Source organism: Luteolibacter sp. Y139 (genome assembly GCF_038066715.1).
Classification (GTDB): Bacteria; Verrucomicrobiota; Verrucomicrobiia; order Verrucomicrobiales; family Akkermansiaceae; genus Haloferula; species Haloferula soli.
The window spans coordinates 83,028-104,285 of record NZ_JBBUKT010000012.1; the positions used below are offsets into that span (position 1 = coordinate 83,028).

A 21,258-nucleotide genomic window follows, 5' to 3' on the forward strand; every position below is an offset into this window, starting at 1 on the left:
CCATTCACTTCGCCTTCACCCATGGCGGATCATCGCTCATCAGCTTTACCGCCAATTGCTTGAAGCGATCGTCGTAGGTGACCAATGCGATCTCACGCCGCTGGTCGCTCGCCTTCCAACTCGCGGCGTAAACCTTGGTCCACTCGGTGCCCTCGACCTTCGCTTCGAGGTTCACCTGATACATCTCGTATTCATCGACCGCCTTCACCCGGGGATAGATAACGTTATCGCCGGCGGGCAAGGGCGGTAGCTCCTTCCCACCCATCGTGAAGCGGACTTCCTTCGGCGACAGATTGATGACGCGGATGGAGCCGAGCTTGAAAACATCGAGATCGTCATCGAAGGCGTGGATCTCATAGCTGCTCTCGCCCTGTTCATTTTTCACCGGCTGGAAGAGCAGCACCTGCCGCTTCGACTTCGCCAGCTTGCCTTTCGCAACCGGCTTGGTGGCATCACCCGCTTTCACGACGAAGACCGCCTCGTCGCCTTTGAATTCGCCCTCCACGACAGGTGACAGCGCGGCGACGTAGAGAGTGGCCGTCACCGACTTGCCCTTTGGCGTGGCGGGCGGCAGTTGGAGTTCGTTCAAGCCGGGCAAGGGCTCAAGCGTGAGGGTGCGGAAGGCGATCTTGCGCACCTCCTGGGCAGATACGGCAGCGATCGAGAGCAGGAAGATGGCGGCCAAACGGAAGGATTTCATGGCAACGGGTGGCTGGGTTACGGGTGCGGGAATTCTCCCGATCCTCCTTGGATAGCACCTGTTGGAAGCGGTGGGAAGAGCGCTGTTTTGCAGGAGCCCACATCCCGGGAAAAAGAAAGCCGGGAACCGCCCGCGCGATTCCCGGCACCCGATTAGCCCAGGGAAGGGTGAAGCTCAGGGATTGAGCGTGATCTTGTAAAAGGCGCGGCCGACCGGTGGCGAGGGATCGGTGTAGCTGGTCGAACCCGCGGTGCCTGGCCAGGTCGCTTGCAGCGTGGTCCATGAAGCCGCGCCCAGCGTGGTGCTGCGCTCGATCTTGAAGGTCACGCCTTCCACGCTCGGCCACTGGATGGCGCCGCCGCTGCGCGTCGCGACGAACATCGAGCCGCCTTTGTTCGGGATCAGCCCGAGACGGAACTCGGTCAGGTTATCGGTCCCGTCGTTGTCGAAGTCGCCGGTGGCAGTCTGGCCAAGGCCACCGAAGTAAGTGGTTTCCCAAGCGTCCGCCATGCCGTCATTGTCGCTGTCCGATCCGCCGAGGCCCGGCTTGGTGGCGCCGGAGGGAATAGCGAGGTTCGAGGCGTTCGGATCGACGAAGATGTTGTCGATGTAGACCGGATTGTTCGCCGCCGCGTTGTCCACGATCAGGAAGGCGTTCAGCGCGTTCGTCCCCACGCCATTGCGGAAGTCGAAGGCATTGCCGGGATTGACGATCTCCGTCTGCGATCCACCCGGGAGCTGGTAGTAGACCCGGATCGTGTCGGTCGTATTGTCCGCCACCATCCAGATGTTCATCCACGTGGCCGGCTGATAGGCGAGCAGGCTATCGTAAACCACCGCGCCATCACGAACCCGAAGGGTGCCTGCGTTGGCAACAAGCTGGCCCTCGAAGTCCCCGAAGGCTGCGGCCGCGGCGGTGTCGCTGAGGCCGAAGCTGTGGTCGAGCGTGGCGCTGGCACAGCGGAGCTGGAAGAACAGCGTGCCGGTATGGCCGTCGCGGATCTGGATGCCGGAGGCCGAGAGCGACTTCCGTAGTGGCGAACCGACAGCGCCCGGCTTCACGAGATAGCCGACCTGATCGCCGCCACCCGCCACCGGTTCAGCGGCGACGGTGGCCCATGCGTTGAGGGTGGCAAACCAGCCGTTCACCCCATTGAAGGTCTGGCCGACGGTCATACCCGCTCCCTGGAAGTCTTCCAGCAGGGTGAAGCCAGCCGGTTGTGCCGGGAAGCTGTTCGCGTCGCTCGGATTGCTGCCGTGGTCGACCTCATACTTGTCGCCGAAGCTGTCGCCATCGGTGTCGGGAGAGGTGGGGCTGGAGTTGGTTTCCTGTCCATCGAGCAGGCCATCACCATCGGTGTCCTGCACCAGCGGGTTTGCACCTGCGAGGATCTCAGGGCCGTCGTTCAGCCCGTCCCCGTCGGTGTCCCTGAGGTTCGGATTGGTATTGTAGAAATACTCATACTGGTTGGTAAGGCCGTCGCCCACCGGGTCACCGGCTTCCAAGTCATCCTGGCTGGTCTGGGCGGAGATGCCCCAGAAGGCCTTCCAGGAATCCGGAACCACATCCTCGGTGGAACTATAGAAGCTCATCCGGTCGGTCGGATTGGTGCCGTTGGTCTCTTCCATGGCATTGGTGTCATGGTCACCGTCCGGGTCGGCTCCGGGAGCGCCGTTCGGATTGGAGAGGCTTTGGAAATAGGCCATCTCCCATTCGTCATCGAGACCGTCCGCGTCGAGATCTCCGGGGATGGAGTTGGGGTTGGTGGGATCCGAGCCGGCGGCTTGTTCTTGGAGATTGGTGAAGCCGTCGTTGTCCGGAGCCTGATCAGAACCGCTGTAGAGCGCGATTTCCTGAGCCGTCGCAGTGCCGTCGTTATTTCCGAAATAGCGGTCTTCCCAGTAGTCGGCCAAGCCATCGTGATCCGCATCCGCCGCCGGAAGGGTCAGCTTCACGTTATCGATGTGGGGATACTCGATCACCGACTTCAGCGCGAAGCCGATCTTCTTGCCAATCGCAGGGCTGCCGGCAGGGATCACGTAGATGTTACCAAAGCCATTTCCGGTGCCGGTGGTGGTCGTCTCCGTGAGGGTCTGCTGGTCCGCCGGGAAACGAACGATGACCGGAGCTTCGTCGGTGCCCGAATTGTAAACCAGTCCTCCGCGGACCGAGGTTCCCGCGCGGGTTTGATCGAAGCTGAAGGCGATCATCTCGCCGGCTGCCGCGACGTGATCGGTGAGGTTGTAGGCGGCGTTGTTGATCTGCATGAAGGCGTGCTTCACCCCGTGCGTATTGTTCGCTCCGGTCTCCGTGCCACTGTTGATGTTGGTGGAGGTCGACTCCGTGGTCCATAGGTTCCAGTAGGTGACGTCGCCATTAGGATCGGTATCCCAGTGGGCCGCCCTTGCCGCATTCACGGTCCCGGGAACCGGGCCGAGCAGCTCGAAGCTGCCATTCCGGACTTCCGGGCCGATCAACGTCAGCAGCATTGGCTTGCTGCTACCGTTGTTGGGATTCGTCGCGTAGAACACGATCTCCGCCCGGTCGGAAAAGCCGTCCTCGTCACTGTCGATGGCGTTTGGATTCGTCGGCTGATTCCCGAACCCGGTATTGTGGGTTCCATTGATCTCCTGGAAGTCGGTAAAGCCATCACCATCCGAGTCGGCAGCTTTCGGATTGGTTGGCGTTTGATTGAAGGCGACGTTGAGAGTGCCGTAGAATTCCGCGCCGTCATTGAGACCGTCACCGTCGGTGTCAGCGACCGTGGGATTGGTGCCTAGGGTTTCCTCGTCTTCGTTGCTGAGTCCGTCATTGTCGGCATTGGTCACACCGTCGGTCCCGTTTTGGGTGGCGATGCTGCCGAAATAGAAGACCTCCCACGCATCCTCGAGACCGTCATGGTCCGTGTCCGGATCGGAAACAAAGGTCGGGTCGGTGAGGTTCTGCCCGGTATTGTCGATGTAGAGATCATCGAAGTAGACCGAGGTCGCCGCGTTATTCGACGTGAACTGCGCGGTGACCAGCGCCGCGGAGGTGCCATTGCGGAAATTCCACACGGCATCCCCGGTCGGAAAGAACTCCGTCTGAGTCGAATAGGTCAGATCCTGATCGCTCTGGATGAACATCCGGTAGCGATCGTAGGTGGCGCCGTTCGTGGGCGGAGTCGTGGTGGGCGGATTCAGCCCGGGAGCATTCGTCACGACCAGCCACACCTTGTACCACGCCGTCGTCTGCATCGTCGGCACCACGTTCTGGGCGCTGCCGATATCGCGGCCCCGGAGGGCCAGGCCGTTGACGTTCGGTTGAACCTCGAAGGACGCGAAATTGTTGACGTTGGCTGCGTTGGCGGTGACGTCGGCTAGGCCAAACGAGTTGTCGTTGGTACCGCTGACCCGCTTCACGCGGATGAAAAAGGTGCCGGTCGAGTTCTCGGGAATCGTTACCGGCAAGGGCAGACCTGCACCCGCTGTGCCGGTGTGATTCATGATCTTGTTGATCGAGTTGCCCGGGTCGACCAGCACTTGGGCGGTCGTGGTGTTTGAGGTCACCCAGCCTCCCTGGCCGTTGATGTTGCCAAGCGGGCGGGTGTCGAACTTGTCCACCGTGGTCCACGCGGCGTGAACGGTGGCGATCAGGCCAAGCGTCAGGGACGCTCGGAGGAGGGCGGCGCGATGGGTGTCCTGCGGAGGGATGGAGGGTTTCATGGGTTGGTGTGCGGTAGGTTGGCAGGCAGTCCGCGCCGGGCCTTGGCGTCGGTTGCCTGAAATTGCATCATTGGATTGAGGCAGGTGGCGGAAGGTTTTTGCCCGCTTCCACCCCCCCCAAGTCCGCTGAAAGTCGTCATACAACTCTTGGGTAATGGACTCCCTAGCCGAACCCACCCGGAGGGCGCAAGATCTTTGTGCATAAAATTGCAGACACCGTCTGCACCAAGAAAAACCGGGAACCGCTCTCGCGATCCCCGGCTTATGGCCCGATTAACCCAGGAAAGGGTCAGTGATCACGGGTTCAGCGTGATCCTGTAGAACGCCTTGCCGACCGGCGGCGAGGGATCCGTGTAGGAGGTACTGGTGGCTGGCGAAGCCGCGGCAGGCCACGCGGCTTGCGCCTGCGACCAGGAGCCGCCGCCCAGCGTGGTGCTACGCTCGATCTTGAACGTCACACCCGCCTGGCTCGGCCACTGGATGGCGCCACCGCTGCGTGTCGCGATGAACATCGAGCCGCCTTTGTTCGGGATCAGCCCGAGACGGAACTCGGTCAGATTGTCCGTGCCGTCGTTGTCGAAGTCTCCCGTGGCGATCTGGCCAAGGCCACCGAAGTAGGTGGTTTCCCACGAATCCGTCATGCCATCGCCGTCGCTGTCCGTTCCAGCATTGACCGGGTTGGTCAGGTTCTGGGCGGTCGCATCGACGTAGAGATTGTCGACCATGATGCTGTCGGTGTCGAAGTCGAGGAACAGGACCTGGATCAACGGGTTGGCCGCCACTCCATTGCGGAAGGAACAGACCTGCGCGTCATTGAGCAGCACCTGGCCGGTCGCATTGGACGGGCTTTCGACCCACACCTTCACCGTGTCCGCATTGTTATCGGCGACCAGCCACACATTGAACCAAGTACCCATCGCATGGGTGTAAGGCGAAGTGTAGCTGGCACCGCCATTGCGCACGGTCATGTTGCCATTGATATAGCCGGCCTGCGCTTCGTTATCACCGGTGCCGGTGCCGGTCGTGTCGCTCAAGCTGAAGGAGTGATCCAGCAGCGTGACGTCAGAGCCCGGCATGTACACCTGCATGAAAAGGGTGCCGGTGTTGCCATTGAGGATCTGGCGCGCCTGGTAGGTCAGTGATTTCCGCATCGCGCCATTGACCCAGTGGCCCGCCTGGCCGGTGCCGTTGGGCCGCGCAACGACGACGTTGGCAGCGTCCACCAGCCAGCCATTGATCCCGTTGAAGGTCTGGCCGATGGTCATGCCCGCACCTTCGAAGTCCTCGATCTTCTCAAACCCGGCGGTCTGCGTCGGGAAGACCGCGGCATTGGTCGGATTGCCGGCGTGATCCAGCTCATACTTGTCGGTGAAGGTGTCACCGTCGGTATCGGCGAGCACGGGACTGGTGCCGTACTGATTGACCTCCGCGCCATCGGTGAGTCCGTCGCCATCGGTATCCTGAACGAGCGGATTGCTGGTGGCGGTGACTTCCGCTCCGTCCGTAAGTCCGTCGCCGTCGGTATCGCGATTGATCGGGCTGGTGCCGTTGAGGAATTCATTCTCGTTGGTCACTCCGTCACCCACCGGACTGCCGGGGTCGAGGTCGCTCGCTCCGGTCTGGCCGGTGATACCGTAGAAGGTCTTCCAGGAGTCCGGCACGCTATCGGCGGTGGAGCTGTAGAAGCTGAGCTTGGAGGTCGGCACGTTGCCGTGGTCCTCTTCCACGGAATTCGTGTCGAAGTCGCCGTCAGGATCGCCCGTGGCGATCTGGTCGAGGTTGCCGAAGTTGGCGAGTTCCCAGTCATCAGCCAGGGTATCGCCATCCACGTCGCCGGGTATGGAAGCCGCCACGGTCGGATTGCTGCCACCCGCTTGCTCGGCTTCGTTGGTCGCGGAGTCGCCATCCGGATTGCCGCTGGCAGTCTGGGTGAGATTGCCGAAGTAGGCGGTTTCCCATGCGTCATAGAGACCGTCGCCATCGGAGTCTGCGAGTGATGGATTTTCGGGGCCCGCGGCGTGAAGCGTCTGCCGTGCGCCCGATGTCATGGAGCCGTCCCAAATACGAACCTCATCGTAGGTCGCACTCGCATTGTTGTCCCCGAAAGGCGAGCGACCCAAAGCGTTGATCACATCATTCAAGCTGCTCAGCGTGTTCGTCGTGGTGAAGCTGCCCTTCTGCGGACCGAGCAGTCCCGTGGCGGAGGGTTTCGAATACCACGTAACCGTGGTGCCGGTGGTCAGCGCGCCACCGCTGTTCACCGCCGGGATGATGCTCATCACGACGTGATACTTGGTGCCGAGGGTGTAAGGCGCGTTGGTGTTGTCCAGCGTCCCGGTCGTAGCATCGACCCACTGCACGCGGTCCTGGGTCAGCGTGGTCGTCTGCGTCCATGACATGTAGAGACTCTCGGTGGTCGATGAGTGGAAGTCCCAGATGCGGCTCCAATTTTGTGCCGCATTTTGGGTAGCCCACACCTCGATCGTCACCGGCGTCTTCTTGCCACCGATGAGATTGGTACCGAGCTTGACCCAGTCGGTGGTCGCCTTGACCCCGCCGGCAAGCGTCACGCTCGTCGCGGAAAGCGTGTTCGAAAGGCCGAGGTTCGCAGGCGTATCGTTCTGGATCGTCGCGGGCGAGGTACCCACCGAATCATTGAGGTTGCCATTGAAGCTCCAGCGATGCGTCAGCTTCGGCACCGAGGGCGTCCATGCGGCATCGACCGGACTGGAGCCGGCCTGCATCTCGGCGAGGTTGTTGAAGCCATCGCCATCAGGATTGCCCGTGGCCGTCTGGGCAAGGCTGCCGGAGAAGTAGAGCTTCTCCCAACCATCGTTCAGTGTGTCGGCGTCCGAGTCGGGCCATGAGGCGGCATCATTCGGTCCGGTGGCGGCCGTTTCCTCAGCTTCGTTGTTGTTGAAGTCGCCGTCGGGATCGCCGGAGCCATCCTGTGCGGTGATGCTGCTGAAGTTGTCGATTTCCCAAGTATCGGCCAGGCCGTCGCCATCCAAGTCCGTTGGGGTGGAGTTGATATTGGTCGGATTGGATCCCGCTGCGACTTCGGCGGCATTCGAAACGCCATCGCCATCGGAATCGGCGGCACCCGTGGTGACAGCAAGCTCACCCGTAGTGGGGTTGTCGTCATTGTTGCCGAAATACTGGTCTTCGGCGAAGTCGCTCAGGCCATCGCCGTCGCTGTCAGCGTCCTGGACACTCAGGATCACCTTGTCCCAGCCCGGCCAGTTGCCGGTGCTCACATTGCGAATGCCGACACCGATCGAACGGCCGATCGCGGGGCTGCCGGCCGGCACCTTGAAGAGGATCTCATAGCTGCCATTCGAGGTTCCTGTCCTGGCGGTGCTGGTGGGGATCTGGACAAAGCCGGCACCGAGATCCGTGCCATCGTAAATCAGATAGGTATCCCCGGTCGCGTAGCCATTCACGCGGTCATAGGTGAGGCGGATGATATCGTTTGCCTTCGGCTTGTAGGTCGACATGTTCTTCGCGCCATTGCCGCCTTGGCAGAAGCCCTTCATGGTCCCCTGGGTGGCAAGCGTGGCCTCCACGCCGCTGTCGGTGGAAATCGTCGTTTGCTCGGTCCACGTGGCCCAGGCATCGATATCGTCCACTCCGGCACTGCCGTCCCAACCGAGCTTGAAGTTGGTGATCTTCACGGCGCCATCGCGGTACTCGAAGCTGCCGTTGCGCTTCACCAGGCCGATCAGCTCGTGCACCTTCGGTGTGCTGCTGTTGTTGTTCGGATTGGAGGGATAGGTGATCTCCGTTTTGTCCGCCCAGCCATCATTGTCGCTGTCCGCCAGGTTCGGATCCGTGGCTTGATTGGAGAAAGCGGTGTTGAGGGTGCCATTGATCTCCTGGGAGTCGGTCAGGCCGTCGCCGTCCGTGTCGGCGAGTTTCGGATTGGTCGGCAGGTTCCCGAAGGCGACGTTGAGGGCACCGCTGACTTCCGTCCCGTCATTGATCGTGTCGCCGTCGGTATCGGCGAGCGTGGGGTTGGTGCCGCGGGTTTCTTCTTCCTCGTTGCTGAGGCCGTCATTGTCGCCATTGGTCACACCGTCGGTGCCATTCTGGGTGGCGATGCTACTGAAATAGAAGAGCTCCCACTTGTCCTCGAGGCCGTCACCGTCTGCATCCGGATTGGTGGTTACGGTGGGATTGGTTAGATTCGCGATCGGAGTCGGATCGACGTAGATGTCGTCCATCAGGATATTCGAGGTCGTCGAATTCGAGAGGATCGCGAATGAGGCCAGCGGATTGGCGGCGACTCCATTGCGGAAGTTCCACGTGCCGTCGGACGAGACCAGTTCGGTACGGGTATTGTACGTCGGATCGCCATCGCGCTGCACGTAGATCCGGAACGTGTCGGTGGTGGTATTGATGACGCACCAGAAGTTGTACCACACGCCGGTGGTCATGGTGAACAAGGAGCGCGTCGTCGCGCCATCGCGCGCTTGGAAGGTCGTGCCGGACGGGCTGGCATTCTGAACCTCATAAGTCGCGAAATCGGTGAGCGATGGCGGGCTCACGTCGGAAAGGCCGAAGGAGATGTTGTTGGAGGTTCCTTCAAGACGCAGGCGATAGAACAAGGTGCCTTCCGCCGCATCGGGAATCGCCGTCGGCAGGATCTTGTAGGCGTCATTGGTGCCAAGGTGCTTGAGCACCTTGTTCGCCGCATTGGAAGGATCGGCGATGACCGTGGAGGTGGTGGTGTCACCGGCGGTCACGACCCATCCGTTTTGTCCTCCGATGGCGCCATTGGTGAGCGCATTGAAGGTTTCCACCGCGGAGAAGGCGGCGTGGGCTTGCCAGGTCGTGCCGAGCAACATCACGGCCGGCAGAACCGGCCTGATCGAGGTTTTCATGGGTTTGTTTCGGGAGGCGAATCCACACGCTTCGCAGAAGGTCCGGCGTGATGGCTTCGCGGTTTGGGTTTGCGAGCCGGGGACGGCCGGAACGCTGCCATGACGCAGCACTCCGGCTTTTCCCTTCTGTCATACAGATCCCTGAACCGCAGCGAATCCACACCCCCCCAATCGGGGGGAAATCGGCAAACCCCCCGGCACGAAAAACCGGGAACCGCTTTCGCAGTTCCCGGTTTTGAACCCTTAACTAACCCTGAAATTGGAACGCCGCTTCATCACGGCTGGGTCACCCGCAAGCGGACGAAGTCCCTGACAAGCGGTCCCGGGAAGGTGTACGAGATCGCCGAGCCGCTGTTCACCGTCGGCGCGATCACGCTCCAGGCATCGGCACCGCCGACATCGGAGGACTCCTCGATGGCGTAGCTCACGTCGCCATTGCTCACCGCGAGGGCGCGTTTTGCGAAGGTGACCGTGAGACCGCTCATGCTGCCGACGCTGCCATTGGCCGCTGCGGGATTGAGGCCGTCCACGGCGTACTCGACCAGATTGCTGATGCCGTCATGGTCCGGATCGTCGGTGGGATCCTGATCGGCAACGGCGAGACCGAAGCCACTGATCCACCCCCCGAAGCCCGGCTGGGCCACATTGAGCGTGCCGGTGATCTCGTCGAACCGATAGTTGCCCAGGGACCATGACCGCGTTCCGGCAGCCCCGCCACTTGAGGTGAAGCCGGCGACGTTGAAGGTCGCGCCGTAGGTCTTGGTGCCGCTATTGGCCACGAGCGCCCAGCTATGGCCGATGGTCGTGCTGGCTCCGCTCAGGTCGATATTGAGCGTGCCATTGAGAGTCACTGCACCGGTTCCAGTGATGGAGTTCGTAGTGCCATTCGTGGTGGGCACGAACTTCATGGAGCCGGTGTCGGTGAGCGTGAACGGACCGTTTGCCGTCAGGTTACCCGTCCACGTGCTGTTGCTGGCGAAGCTCAAGGTGCCGCCGCTGGCGGTCAGTCCGCCGCTGCCCGAGATCGGGCCGCTCAACGTGAGTGGACCATTCGATCCCGTGTAAGTGGACGCCGAGCGGATGGTGACATTGCCCGCCACGGTGATGAGGGCATTTCCACCGGCTTGGTTGAGGTTGCCGCCGTCCAGCATGAGCTTGTTGAAGGCGACCGTGTGCGCGCCCGTGGACTTGAAGTTCACCCTGCCGCCGGTGGCGACCACGAGACGGTTGCCTGGGAAGGTGATGGTGGTGTTGGCCGGCGTGCTGTCCGGAGTGCGGAAGCTATCCACGGCGACGTAGTAGTTCATGCCGGCGAGCGGTCCGAAGCCATCGCTCCAGTGCCCGACATTGCCATTGAACGAGGTGGTCGCTCCATTGCCATCACCCGCGGTGAGGCGCGCGCCATCGGCAAAGCCATCGCCATTGTTGTCGATGAAGCTGCCGCTCGACTTCATGTCGGTGGAATCCACGACCAGCTCCTGCTTGTTGCTGGCGCCATCGCCGTCGAAGTCGGTGAAGGGCGCCTGCACCAGATCGGAGGGCTCCACGATGCCGTCATTGTCGCCGAAGGTGGCGTCCTCGAAGGTAAGGTCATCCCAGCCATCGCCATCGGTATCGAACGCCGTGGCGGTGGTGAGGTCGGAGGGCTCGATGATGCCATCGTGGTCACCGAAGGTCATGTCTTCCCAGCCGTCATTGAGACCGTCGAAATCGGTATCAGGCCAGCTCGATGGATTGACCGGATTGCTGCCGTAGGTGAACTCCATCAGGTTGGTCACCTGGTCGCCGTCATAGTCGGAGCCTGGCAAGACCTCGTTAATGTTGGTGATTCCGTCGCTTGGGTTTGCATTGATGATCTGCTGCTCCCAGGAATCGGCCATGCCATCCAGATCGGTGTCAGGGTCCGTCACTCGGAACAAGCCGGTGGATTCGCTGAACTGGTACCACACCGAACCGGCAGTCTTGGTCCAGAGGCGGCTGCCCGCGACACCGGCATCCGCGGTGAAGCCCGGGATAGTGAAGTTCGCCCCGTAGCTCTCGGTCAAGGTGCCGGGCTCCAGGATGGACCACGTTTCATTCAGCGTGGTGCCAGTGAGACTCGTGTCGATATTGAACGGACCATTCAAAGTAACGGTGCCGGTGCCGCCAATACCGATCGGCGTGGTGGTATCGCCGTGCACCGGCTTGATGTTCACGCTGCCGGTGGTGCCATTGCCGACCACGAGCTTTCCAGTGACGGCATAGCGACCGGTGAAGCTGTTCGTGGCGGTGAGCGTCACGTTGTTGCCGCCCGTGATATTGAGAATGCCGGACCCACTGATCGGGGCATTGACGATCATCGGCCCGTTGTTGCCGGACAGGGTGGAGCCGGTGTTGCGAACGGAGATTGCGCCATTGAGATTGACGGTGGTGCCATTCGGCGTAACCGCCTGATTCACCAGACCACCGGAGAGGACCAGATTTGAAATGGTCAACGTGCCGTTGTTCTTCCAAGCCAACTGTCCACCAGTCGCCACGAGCAGGCGGTCGCCGGGGAAAGTGAAGTCGGCAACAGTGTCACGGGTTCTCAGCCCGCTGACCGCGACTACATACTTCTGTCCGGCTACGGTAGCGGCTTCATTGTCCCAATTGATGCCATCGATGAAGGAGGTGGTGGTGGCGCTGTTCACATCGCCTGCGCGCAGGTAGTGACCATCGCCGAGGCCGTCGCCATCGAGGTCCGGGAAATCGGCGGCATTGTGGGGATCGGTGAACGAGAGGGATTCCTGATAGTTGAAGGCGCCGTCACCATCCGGATCGCCGCCGGCATTCGCCGGGGTCAGGTCGGAAGGCTCGATGGTACCGTTGTTGTTCCCGAAGAAGGTGTCCTCATAGGCGTCGGAGAGGTAGTCGCCATCATTGTCGCTGCTCGTGGCGCGGGTGAGGTTCCCGAAGGTGAAGATCTCCCAGCCATCATTGAGGCCATCGAAGTCGGTGTCCGGCCAACTGGTGTTGTCGTTCGGGTTGGTGTGAGCGACAGCTTCCTGGGCGTTGGTGTTGTGGTCGCCATCCGGGTCCGCGTTCTTGTCGTTCTGTACGGTCAAGTCGGAGGGTTCCACGAGCCCATTGTTGTTCCCGTAGTACTGGTCCTCCCAGAGGTCGTCCAGGCCATCGCCGTCATTGTCGAGCGCCGTGGCGGTGGTGAGGTCGGACGGCTCGATGATGCCATCGTGGTCGCCGAAGGTGGCGTCTTCCCAACCGTCATTGAGGCCGTCGAAATCGGTATCAGGCCACTCGTTCGGATTGGTCGGGCTCGTGCCGTAGGTGTACTCCATCAGGTTGGTCGCCTGGTCGCCATCGTAGTCGGAACCGGGAAGCACTTGAGCGATCGTGGTGATGCCATCGCTCGGATTGGCATTCACGATCTGAAGCTCCCACGAGTCCTCCATCCCGTCCGCGTCGCTGTCGAGGCTGACCAGCTTGCTATTCGCCGTGGTGAACTTCCAACCGGAGCCGCGCCATTCACCGGGCGTTACTTCCGTCCAACCGGTCACGGTGAAGTTCGTGGTATAGGTCGGTGTCACGCCGCTCACCAAGGTGTAGCCCGAGGGATTCGGCGAGGTGACCCCGCTGATATCGATGGTGAAGTCGCCATCAAGGGTGACCGCGCCCGTGCCTTGGAGCTTGTTGCTTGTCGAATTGCCAACGACGAACTTGAGGCCTGCATTGTCGGCGAGGACCAGGCTGCCTGCATTGAGAGTGGTACTGCCGGTGTAGGTATTGACGCCGGAAAGCGTCAGAATACCCGCACTGTTCTTGGTCAAGCCGCCGTCCGCGGTGCTGCCCAGTCCGCTGTCGTGAAGCAGGGGCTGACCGATCGTGAGGTCGAAGCTGTTCGTGTCGATGATTGCGCCTCCGGCCTTCACGTTCGCGGCGGTCAGGCCGGTCATGAAGGCGGTGGTGGCGACAGTCGGTTTCAGGCTGCCGCCGTTGAAATTGAAGGTGCCGGTGCCTGCTCCCTTGAAGACCTTCAGGGTGGTCAAGGTGCCACCGTTCAGATTGACCGTGCCGATACCTCCAGAGACGGTGCCGATCTTGACGCCAGACTGGGCATCGGTGGTGTTTGCATTCGAGCTGGTGACCGTTGCTCCGGAGCCGATGTTGAGCGTGCCTGTCGCACCGCTGACGTTGCCAAGCGAGATCGAACCATTGGTATTGGTGGCACCGGTACTAGTGGTGCTGAGAATGCCGCCGCTGTTGACGTTCGCGATCACCTCGCCACCGGCGTTGCCAATGACAATGCCCGCAGTATCGCTGGCGACCGAACGGGTGATGGTGCCCGCGACGTTGATGTTCGCCGTTCCCCCAGTGACGCCTGCGAAGACCGTGTCGCGATTCGCTCCCGCGCTCTTGTCGATCTTCGCGCCGGCAGCGACGTTGAGCACCGCACCATTGTCCAGGCCGACGCGGCTGCCGAAGCCCGTGGCGGACAGGTTCACCGTCACGTTGTTGCCAAGCGTGGCGGTCTTGCCCGCAGCCACCCAGATGCCGGTATTGGCGGCAGTGGCGACGCCGCCGGTGGAATTGTTGATGGTGGCGGTGAGGATGGTCGGAGCTGCCGCACTGATCGTGTAGCCGCTGTTGTTGAAATTGACGTTCACCGTCGAGAGCGCGGCATCCAGTGTAACCGCATAGGTGCCATCGGCTCCTCCGAACACGGCGGTATTGGCCGCAGCCCAGATGACGTTGGTTCCGGCGTTATTCCACACCACGTTTCCCGCGGTGGTATTCCAGTTGCCGTTGCCGGGATCGATGGTTGCCGCGTTGGTGGTATTGCCCGGATCCCAAGTGAAGTTCGCGGCGTGGGCGACGGTCAGGGTGAGCGCCACGACGACAGGGGCTACAAGGCCAGCGAGGAAGGGATTGGTGCGAGTGGGTTTCATGAATGCTCTTCAGGTTCTCAATGAACGGCCAAGAGGCAGCCGGTCGATACGGGAGAGGAAGCGGTTGCCGTTAGGCAGGGTTTCACGGAGCCCGATGGAATTGGAACGGGCGGTTCCGATGCTCGCAAATGAACGTCGGTGCTTCGGAGAAATCACCCCCCCATGAGGGGGGAATTCCCGCTGCCACAAGCGTTTCAGCTCGTTTCAAATGTACGCGCCTGTTCCGGGCAACGATCTGTTAGATCGTTTTCTTTCTCACGGATGACAAATCCACGGCGTTGCATTCACCGTGAAAGGAATCGCCTTGTCGCCGGTTGAAACCGGCACCTTTTTGGCCTTCACTTGAAAGACCGGGAGGATCGGAAAGCGCTGCCCTGACTTCGGGTCGGTGAAGGTCTGGTAGCTCTCTCCCTGCTTCTCGATGAGGAGCCATGCCCCGAACAAACTGCCCGGAATCTCGCCGATGAGGATGTCCAGGTCGATGATCTCGCCCTTCTTGCAAGTGAACCAATCGCCTCGCTTCATTTTGCCGGCCCAGCAGGGAATCGCGTCGTTCGGTGCGGGCTCTTTCCACTTGCTGTAGTTCTTGTGGGCGCCGAAGAGCGAGACCAGCTCGGTCTTGTCATTCACGCCCACTGCAAGAACATCGTCCGCAATGCCGACGAATCGGTAGGTGCCATCTTCCGGTGGTGAGACCTGTGCCTTGTAGATGACGAACCACTGCGAAGGCTGGACGATACCTTCGAGCCCGAAGGCTTGTGGCGCGCCCCAGGCGCTCATCGTCGGAATGAGCACCTCTGTGGCATACAGCGGCTTGGTCGCGCGAAAATAGCGGCTGAGCACATTCTCGTCCCAGCCGCTGTCGAGGAATGCGGCGAGGGTTTCCAGGTGATTGACCCCCGCAGGCAATGGCTGGCGTTTCTGGTTCTGCTTGAGGTCGTAGAAGATGCCGAGCATCGAGCCTTCCGTCTTCTTCGAGGAGCCGAATGCACTCTCCGTTTCCTCCTGCGCGCGAGCCGGACCAGTCGTGAGTAACGCACCTACGATGAATGTCGTAATTCGAGCGATCATGGCGAGGCGGCGTCCTGGGTTTCTTCCGCGAGGTTCTTGATGTACTGGTTCACCATCGTCTCGTACTCCGGCGCGGTCTTCTCCTGCTTGAGCAGTGAGAGCGCATCCCGCTGAGCATCGCTGGCTTCCGTGAGATTGGAAAAGACCGGGCCACCGGCTTGAATCGCGGCGGCGAACGGGCTCTCTCCACCTTGCCCTTGTTGCTGCTGTTGTTGCGCAGCCAGCTTGATCGCCGCTTCTTGAAGACCGGCGAGGGCTTCGTTGATCTTCTCGTTCGTGTGGTAGAGGTTGTGCTCCACCTTGTCGCCAGTGGCCGCGAGCTTTGAGAACTGGTCGGCGTCCGCCAAAGCTTGATGGACTTCCTGACCGACGGCCGCGCCCGCTTTCTTCGCTTCCTCAGTCCCACTGGCAAGGTTCTGCCGGGACTGCTCGACGCGAGACTTGGAATCGAGCTTCTCGGCATTCTGGCGGCGGGCGAGCTCGACATTGATGCGCGCGTCCACCAGTTGCTTCATGGCCGCCTGGATGGCGGCGGCTTCCGGGCTGAGTTGGGGTTCTTGTGCAGGCTGGGCGGACCCGTTTGCATTGGCGGCGAGTTGATTGGCCTGGGCCTCCAAGGCCTCGCTCATGGCGCTCATGTCCTTGGCGAGTTGCTTCTGCCCATCCGCAGTGCTGGACACCAGCGGGACGTTGTCATGGAAGTCCTCATGCTTCAGGGCCTCACCAAGCTCTCCTGCACGGGTGGAGGCCTCGGCGGTCTTGGCTCCATTCCCTGAATCGAGTGACTTGATGCGGTCCTGCAGGACTTCCAGCCGGTCACCGATCGCGAACTGGTCGCGCATCGAGCGGTTCTTCTGCTCGCCCCAGACCTTCGGTGTCCGGTTGGCGAGGCCATCTTCCTTCACGGACAAGTCCGAAAGCTGGGAGGCCAGATCGCGCAGGCGTTCTTCATTCGAGCGAGCGCCATCGAGCGCGGCGATGATCGAACGAAGCGTGCCGGATACGCCCTCTTGAGCCGGGATTGCGGAGATGGAATCGCCCGCCTGGACCGCAGACCTGGCTTGTTCCTCGAGTTTGTTAGAGCGCGCGGTTTCGAAGGCCTGCTTGAAGTGAGTGGCCGCCGGGGCCATTGGATCCTCCGCCACTTTCGCCAATGCCGTCGTGACAAGCCCGGTTTCCTTCTCCAGTGCCGCCTGCTCCGCCGCCACGCGCGCCATCTCCGTGGTCAGACGCTGCTTCTTCCGATTCAATTCGAAGACGCGCTTGCCTTCCTCGTCGCCACGCTGAGGCCCGGGCAAGTCGGCAGGGAGCGCGGCGACTTCCTTCTTCAGTTGCTCCGCGGTGAGGCCGAGGCCGGCCAGTTCCTTCGCGATGCCGCGATTTACACGCAATGCGGCTGCCTGCCGCACCGCCAGATCCTCCACCCGCTTCTGCATCGCCGCTTGATCGGAATACAGGGATAGCTGATCGGCCAAGGCCCGCAGGCGGGTCTGGATCTGCTTCTGTCCACCGTCGGCCTTTTCAAGATTGTCCCGAAAACCCGTTCCCTCGGACGAACGGCTGGCATCTAACAAAAGCTGCACCAGCTCCGGCATGTCGTGTCCGGAAATACCGTCGAGCGAGGCCACCGATTCCTTCAGTTTGGCGACTTCCACGGCAGCGATCCCATACCGCTCGTAGTCATGAATAATGGCGGCCAAGTCCTCCTTCATGCGGGCGGTATTTGTCTGAAGTGTCGTTTGCGAGACGCTCGCCCGATAGGCACCGGTCCTCTCATCCTCCTGCTGAGCCAGCACGGGCAGGAGAAGAATGGTCACTGAGGCGATGAAGGAGATGGATTTCACAGTCGTTCGGCTCAGGGGTTGGAATGTTGCAGGCGTTCGTTGACCGAGCGTTGCTGTTCGTAGAGGCGTTCGATCTCGGCGGCCTTTTGCCCCAGCAGCTCAAGGAGCTCCAAGCGCTTCTCTTGCTCGGAAACGACCTTCAGCGTGCGCTCGGCACTGCGGCCGATGCGAGGCGCGTCCGCGTGGTTGTCGGTCGCTTCGATCGAGAAAGTGATGCTGTAACCGGTGCTTACTTCCGGGACGAGAAGGGCGAGGTTCCAGGAGAAGGTGTGCTTCCATGTCGTCTTTCCCGGTGGCACCGCCAACGGCACTTGGCCTTCTTCGCCTTCCTCGGTACTTCCGTCCGGCATCATGCGGTAAACCCGATAAACCAGCTTCGCGGTGTGAATCCCGAAGTCATCGCTGACCTCGAAGGAAACCGGCACCGTGTCATTGGCGATGACCGTGGATGCCTCGTCCTTCGGCGTGTGGATGGTCACCGCCGGTGCACGATCGCGAACCAACTCTACCGGATACACCGGGTCCTTCACCGACTCCACCTCTTCATTGCTTGTCATATGGATGCCGAGGGATTTCCACCCTTCGCTCGACACCGCGACTTCCGCGCGGAAACTACGGCGATCTGCCTCAATGGTCAGCGGTAGCGCTTGCGCTACCCCACCGATTCGCAACTCACCCGCACGCAGAGGTCTTGTGGCCGTTCCTTCGATCCGCAAGGTCGAGCCTTCGAGCAGCTTCAATGAGGTCGGGGTGAGCTCCGACTCCGACAAGCCAGTGTATGCAGGTGGAACCTGTACGAACTTCAGCCCCTCTGCCACTGGCGGAAAGCGCACGCTCACCTGATGCTCGCGTCCCACGCCGTCATTGAGCAAGAAGTGGTAGCTGAAACCTTCGCGAAGGTTTGCCATCGGCAGGCTGAATTCGTCCGGTGACTTGTCGGAACGTGGAACCATCACGGTTTCCGCGGGCCTGCCCGCATACGAGATGACCACCTTGCCATCCGGCGGAATCTCGCCGGACGCATTGGCTGTTAGAATAGCCTGGCCACCTTCATCCACCGTGAGGTCCTCCGTCACCGAAACGACCTGGGTGGCCGCTGGCAGCGCCACATCGGCGAGCAGGATCCTTTGCACCAGCAAGCCGGAGAGAGGCTGGCATAGCACGATGGCCAATGCGGCGAGAGCCACCGGCGCCACTGCGCGGGTCAACAGCTTCTTCAAGCGATCGGGCCGCACGACCTGACGAACCACTTCCGCTGACGAGACACGTTCTTCGACATCAGAAATCAGCCGCGCGACCAGCGGTCGCGAGCGCACCGAAACGTCCGCATCAGGCGATGTCAGTTCCACCACCGACACCAAGGCGCTGCGGAAATCCGGAATGCCTCTTTCCACCAACAGGGCCGCGCCTTTGCGATTGAGACGTCGTTTCCATGCGCGGACCGCGAATCGATCTAACAGAATCAGCGCGCCGATCACATCAAGCACCAGCAGCACACAACGGGCGCTCCACGGCAGATGAAACACGCGGTCGGCCACGGCTTGCAGCAACCAGGCCGTGGCGAGCGTCGCCACAAGCAGCACCGGAAACAGGGCCAGTGCGAATGCCAGTTGCCGGCGCCTCACTCGATCCAGCGTGCGCGCCACCGTCGCGGGCAAGTGGAGCTCGCGGGATGCGTCAGAGGAAGGAGGTGGTGCGCTCATCATTTCAGACGGGACAACCGGCGCAGGGTCCATTCGGCGAAAAGCAGCAGGCACAGGCCGCCGAGAATCCATGTCGAATAGTAGAGTTCCAGCTTGCGATGACTCGCAACGCGAACGCTGGTCGCGGCGATCCATTCGGGCAGATGGTGAAGATCTTCCTCACGTAGAAAGCGTCCACCGGCCGCAGCGGCCATGTTCCTCAGCAAGCGGTCATCGAGCTGCGTTTGCTTGCCTTCCAGATCGGGATCGGTCACCTCGAACTTCAGCACGCCCTCCGGATCGTGCACGGTGTGGAAAGCGTAGCTGCCGGGTTCTTCCGCAATGAACTCGGCACGGAAGAAGTTCTTTCCGGTAGCGAAGAGATTGATGCTGCGCGTCGATGAGGGTGTGGACCCGCCCGGCTTGGTGTAGACGAGTTGCGCTTCGAGCGACGGAACGATCAGCGGTTCGTAGTTGCCGGTGTAGGCATTGCCGGAAATGACCACGCGCTCGCCGGCCTCGTAGTGCTTGCGATCGGTGCGGAGCTGGGTAAGTGGCGATGCTCCGTCCAACAACTGCAGCGCGAGAGTCTGCATGATCTGGCCCCAGAGGATCGAGTAGTACTTTTCTCCCGTGCGGCTGCGCCAGCGGTAGGTCTCGTCGGTGCCGAAGTAAACGCACTTGCCGGAGCCGTAGCCTTGCATCGCGAAGACGGGCTGCTTGCCGTAGCGACCCGCGGTGGACGAACGCGAGTCGGTCAACAGCACGTCCGCACCCGGCTTCACCCGGGCAACCGGTGCGACCCAGCGGACGCCGGGAAAGTTCGCCCAGATCCGCTCGTTCTCCGCGGCATCGCCATCCATCTGGAGGTAAGGCGAACGACGGCCTGCAGGCGACAACTCCAGCGGGAACGGCGCGGAATCGCGCTGCATCCGCATGGCCCGCGGCTTGGTGGTGTCGGGCAAGACCGGCAGCAGGATTTCCAACGGGGTGCCAAGGTAGGACGAGGGATTGAAGTTCGGCCCCGCGAGGAAGATGATGCCACCGCCAGCTTCCACCCACTCGACGATCATTTCCATGCGGTCCTGGCCGAGGTCCCTCGGACTGACGTCACCAAGGATGAGCACCTGTGATTCAAAGAGACCTTCGCGCGTCGATGGTAGCGACGGAAGGAAGGGCGAGTCGGGTTTGTTAGAAAGACCGGGCTCGCCATCAATCATCACGCTCTTCACCACGAGCCGCTGGTCGCGCTGGAGGTAATCGAGCAAGAAGCGGAAGTCCCAGCGTGGCTCCTGCTCCACCAGCAGGACACGGAACTTCTTGTCGGTGATGCGGGTGGTAGTGGCCGCGCTGTTGTTTTCTCGACCAACCTCTTCATCGCGCAACGGCACCGCAATCTCCAGCTTCGCTTCGCCCGGCTTGGATGGCACGTAGCTCAGCGAGACCTCGCGCGTTTCATCGCCGCCCAGGGTGAGTTCGGCTTTCGCCACGACTTCACCATCCGCCTTCAGCTCGACCACCGATGGCTTCTCCTCGAGGGCACGCGAAATGACCTTGGCGTGCACTTCAAGGCGTTCGTCCACGAAGGCGAGGCTCTGGGCCGTAACCTCGGCCACCTCGATGTCCGGCGGCGAGCTGACGCCCACGCCGTAGATGAAAAGCGGGACGTTCTTCTCGCGGGCAATCTGCGCGGCCTCGATCGGCGAAGAGCCGCTGTTGTTGCCACCATCGGTGATGAGCACCACGCCACCGAGCGGTTGGCTGCGGGGCTCTTGGATCACCTGTCGCAGCGCCTCGCCGATCGCGGTGGTGGGTCCACTACTCTCGATGACGGGAAACTTTACCGAAGGCGGAGCCTTGTCTTTGCCCGCGATCATCTCGGGCGAGCCGAGAGGCTTGAGCACGTTCCCGAATTGATAGAAGCGCAGGTCGGAGCCAGCGGAAAGGCGCGTCCACAAGTCCAGCTTGCGGTTGTCACCGAGGCGCTGGATGAGTTCATGGCGGCTCAGGTTCTTTACCTGTTCCACCACGTTCGCATCGGTCTTGGCCTCGATATCGCTGGCCGGATCAATGAGTCCCGCGGCGATGGCCGCCCGATTGATGTCGGCGGGAGTGTCGCGCCGATCGGGCAGACTCATGCTACGCGAGCTGTCCACCACCATGGCCAGCGGCTGCTTCACCGGATGATACTCGGTGAAGTGAATCACCGGCTTCGCGAGCAAGGCCGCTAGCACCGCGACGGCGACCAGCCGCAGGGTGGCCAATATGGATTTCTTCGGCCGCGAGACGCCGGAAGCGCACCGGAGATACGCAACGACCGTCAATGCCGCGAGAAGGACGAAGATCAGAAACGCCCATGCCGGTGCCAGACCTTCGTAACCCCACGTCCACGTGCGCTGGACGCCGGTGGCATCCGCGAGCAGGAACGAAGATGGAGCGGGAAGGTTCATG

The 21,258-nt window shown here is 61.5% G+C and carries 8 protein-coding genes; all 8 read right to left on the bottom strand.

The window, feature by feature from the left end:
* Positions 1-4 precede the first annotated feature (4 nt).
* The 8 genes from WKV53_RS23865 to WKV53_RS23900 all read right to left on the bottom strand — a co-directional run bounded on the left by WKV53_RS23865 (position 5) and on the right by WKV53_RS23900 (position 21,257).
* Positions 5-700: a hypothetical protein gene (locus WKV53_RS23865; RefSeq protein ID WP_341407339.1), complete on the bottom strand. Its 696-nt coding sequence runs from the start codon at positions 698-700 to the stop codon at positions 5-7.
* Between the two features lie 174 nt (positions 701-874).
* A complete protein-coding gene (locus WKV53_RS23870) occupies positions 875-4,405 on the bottom strand; it encodes a hypothetical protein (protein ID WP_341407340.1) in 3,531 nt (1,176 codons plus the stop codon).
* A 296-nt stretch (positions 4,406-4,701) separates the two neighbouring features.
* A complete protein-coding gene (locus WKV53_RS23875; RefSeq protein WP_341407341.1) occupies positions 4,702-9,288 on the bottom strand; it encodes a hypothetical protein in 4,587 nt (1,528 codons plus the stop codon).
* 275 nt (positions 9,289-9,563) lie between these two features.
* Complete coding sequence (locus WKV53_RS23880) at positions 9,564-14,210, bottom strand: beta strand repeat-containing protein (protein ID WP_341407342.1); 4,647 nt, start codon at positions 14,208-14,210, stop codon at positions 9,564-9,566.
* A 255-nt stretch (positions 14,211-14,465) separates the two neighbouring features.
* Positions 14,466-15,281 carry a hypothetical protein gene (locus WKV53_RS23885; RefSeq protein ID WP_341407343.1) on the bottom strand — a complete coding sequence of 272 codons (816 nt, stop codon included), beginning with the start codon at positions 15,279-15,281 and terminating at the stop codon, positions 14,466-14,468.
* The gene (locus WKV53_RS23890) at positions 15,278-17,125 is read right to left on the bottom strand and encodes a hypothetical protein (protein ID WP_341407344.1); all 1,848 of its coding nucleotides are present in this window, start codon (positions 17,123-17,125) and stop codon (positions 15,278-15,280) included. The genes WKV53_RS23885 and WKV53_RS23890 overlap by 4 nt, the downstream gene beginning before the upstream one ends.
* Positions 17,126-17,136: 11 nt before the next feature.
* Entirely contained in the window at positions 17,137-18,831 is a 1,695-nt protein-coding gene (locus WKV53_RS23895; RefSeq protein ID WP_341407345.1) for a DUF4175 family protein, read from the bottom strand.
* Positions 18,828-21,257 carry a VWA domain-containing protein gene (locus tag WKV53_RS23900; protein ID WP_341407346.1) on the bottom strand — a complete coding sequence of 810 codons (2,430 nt, stop codon included), beginning with the start codon at positions 21,255-21,257 and terminating at the stop codon, positions 18,828-18,830. The genes WKV53_RS23895 and WKV53_RS23900 overlap by 4 nt, the downstream gene beginning before the upstream one ends.
* Position 21,258 lies beyond the last annotated feature (1 nt).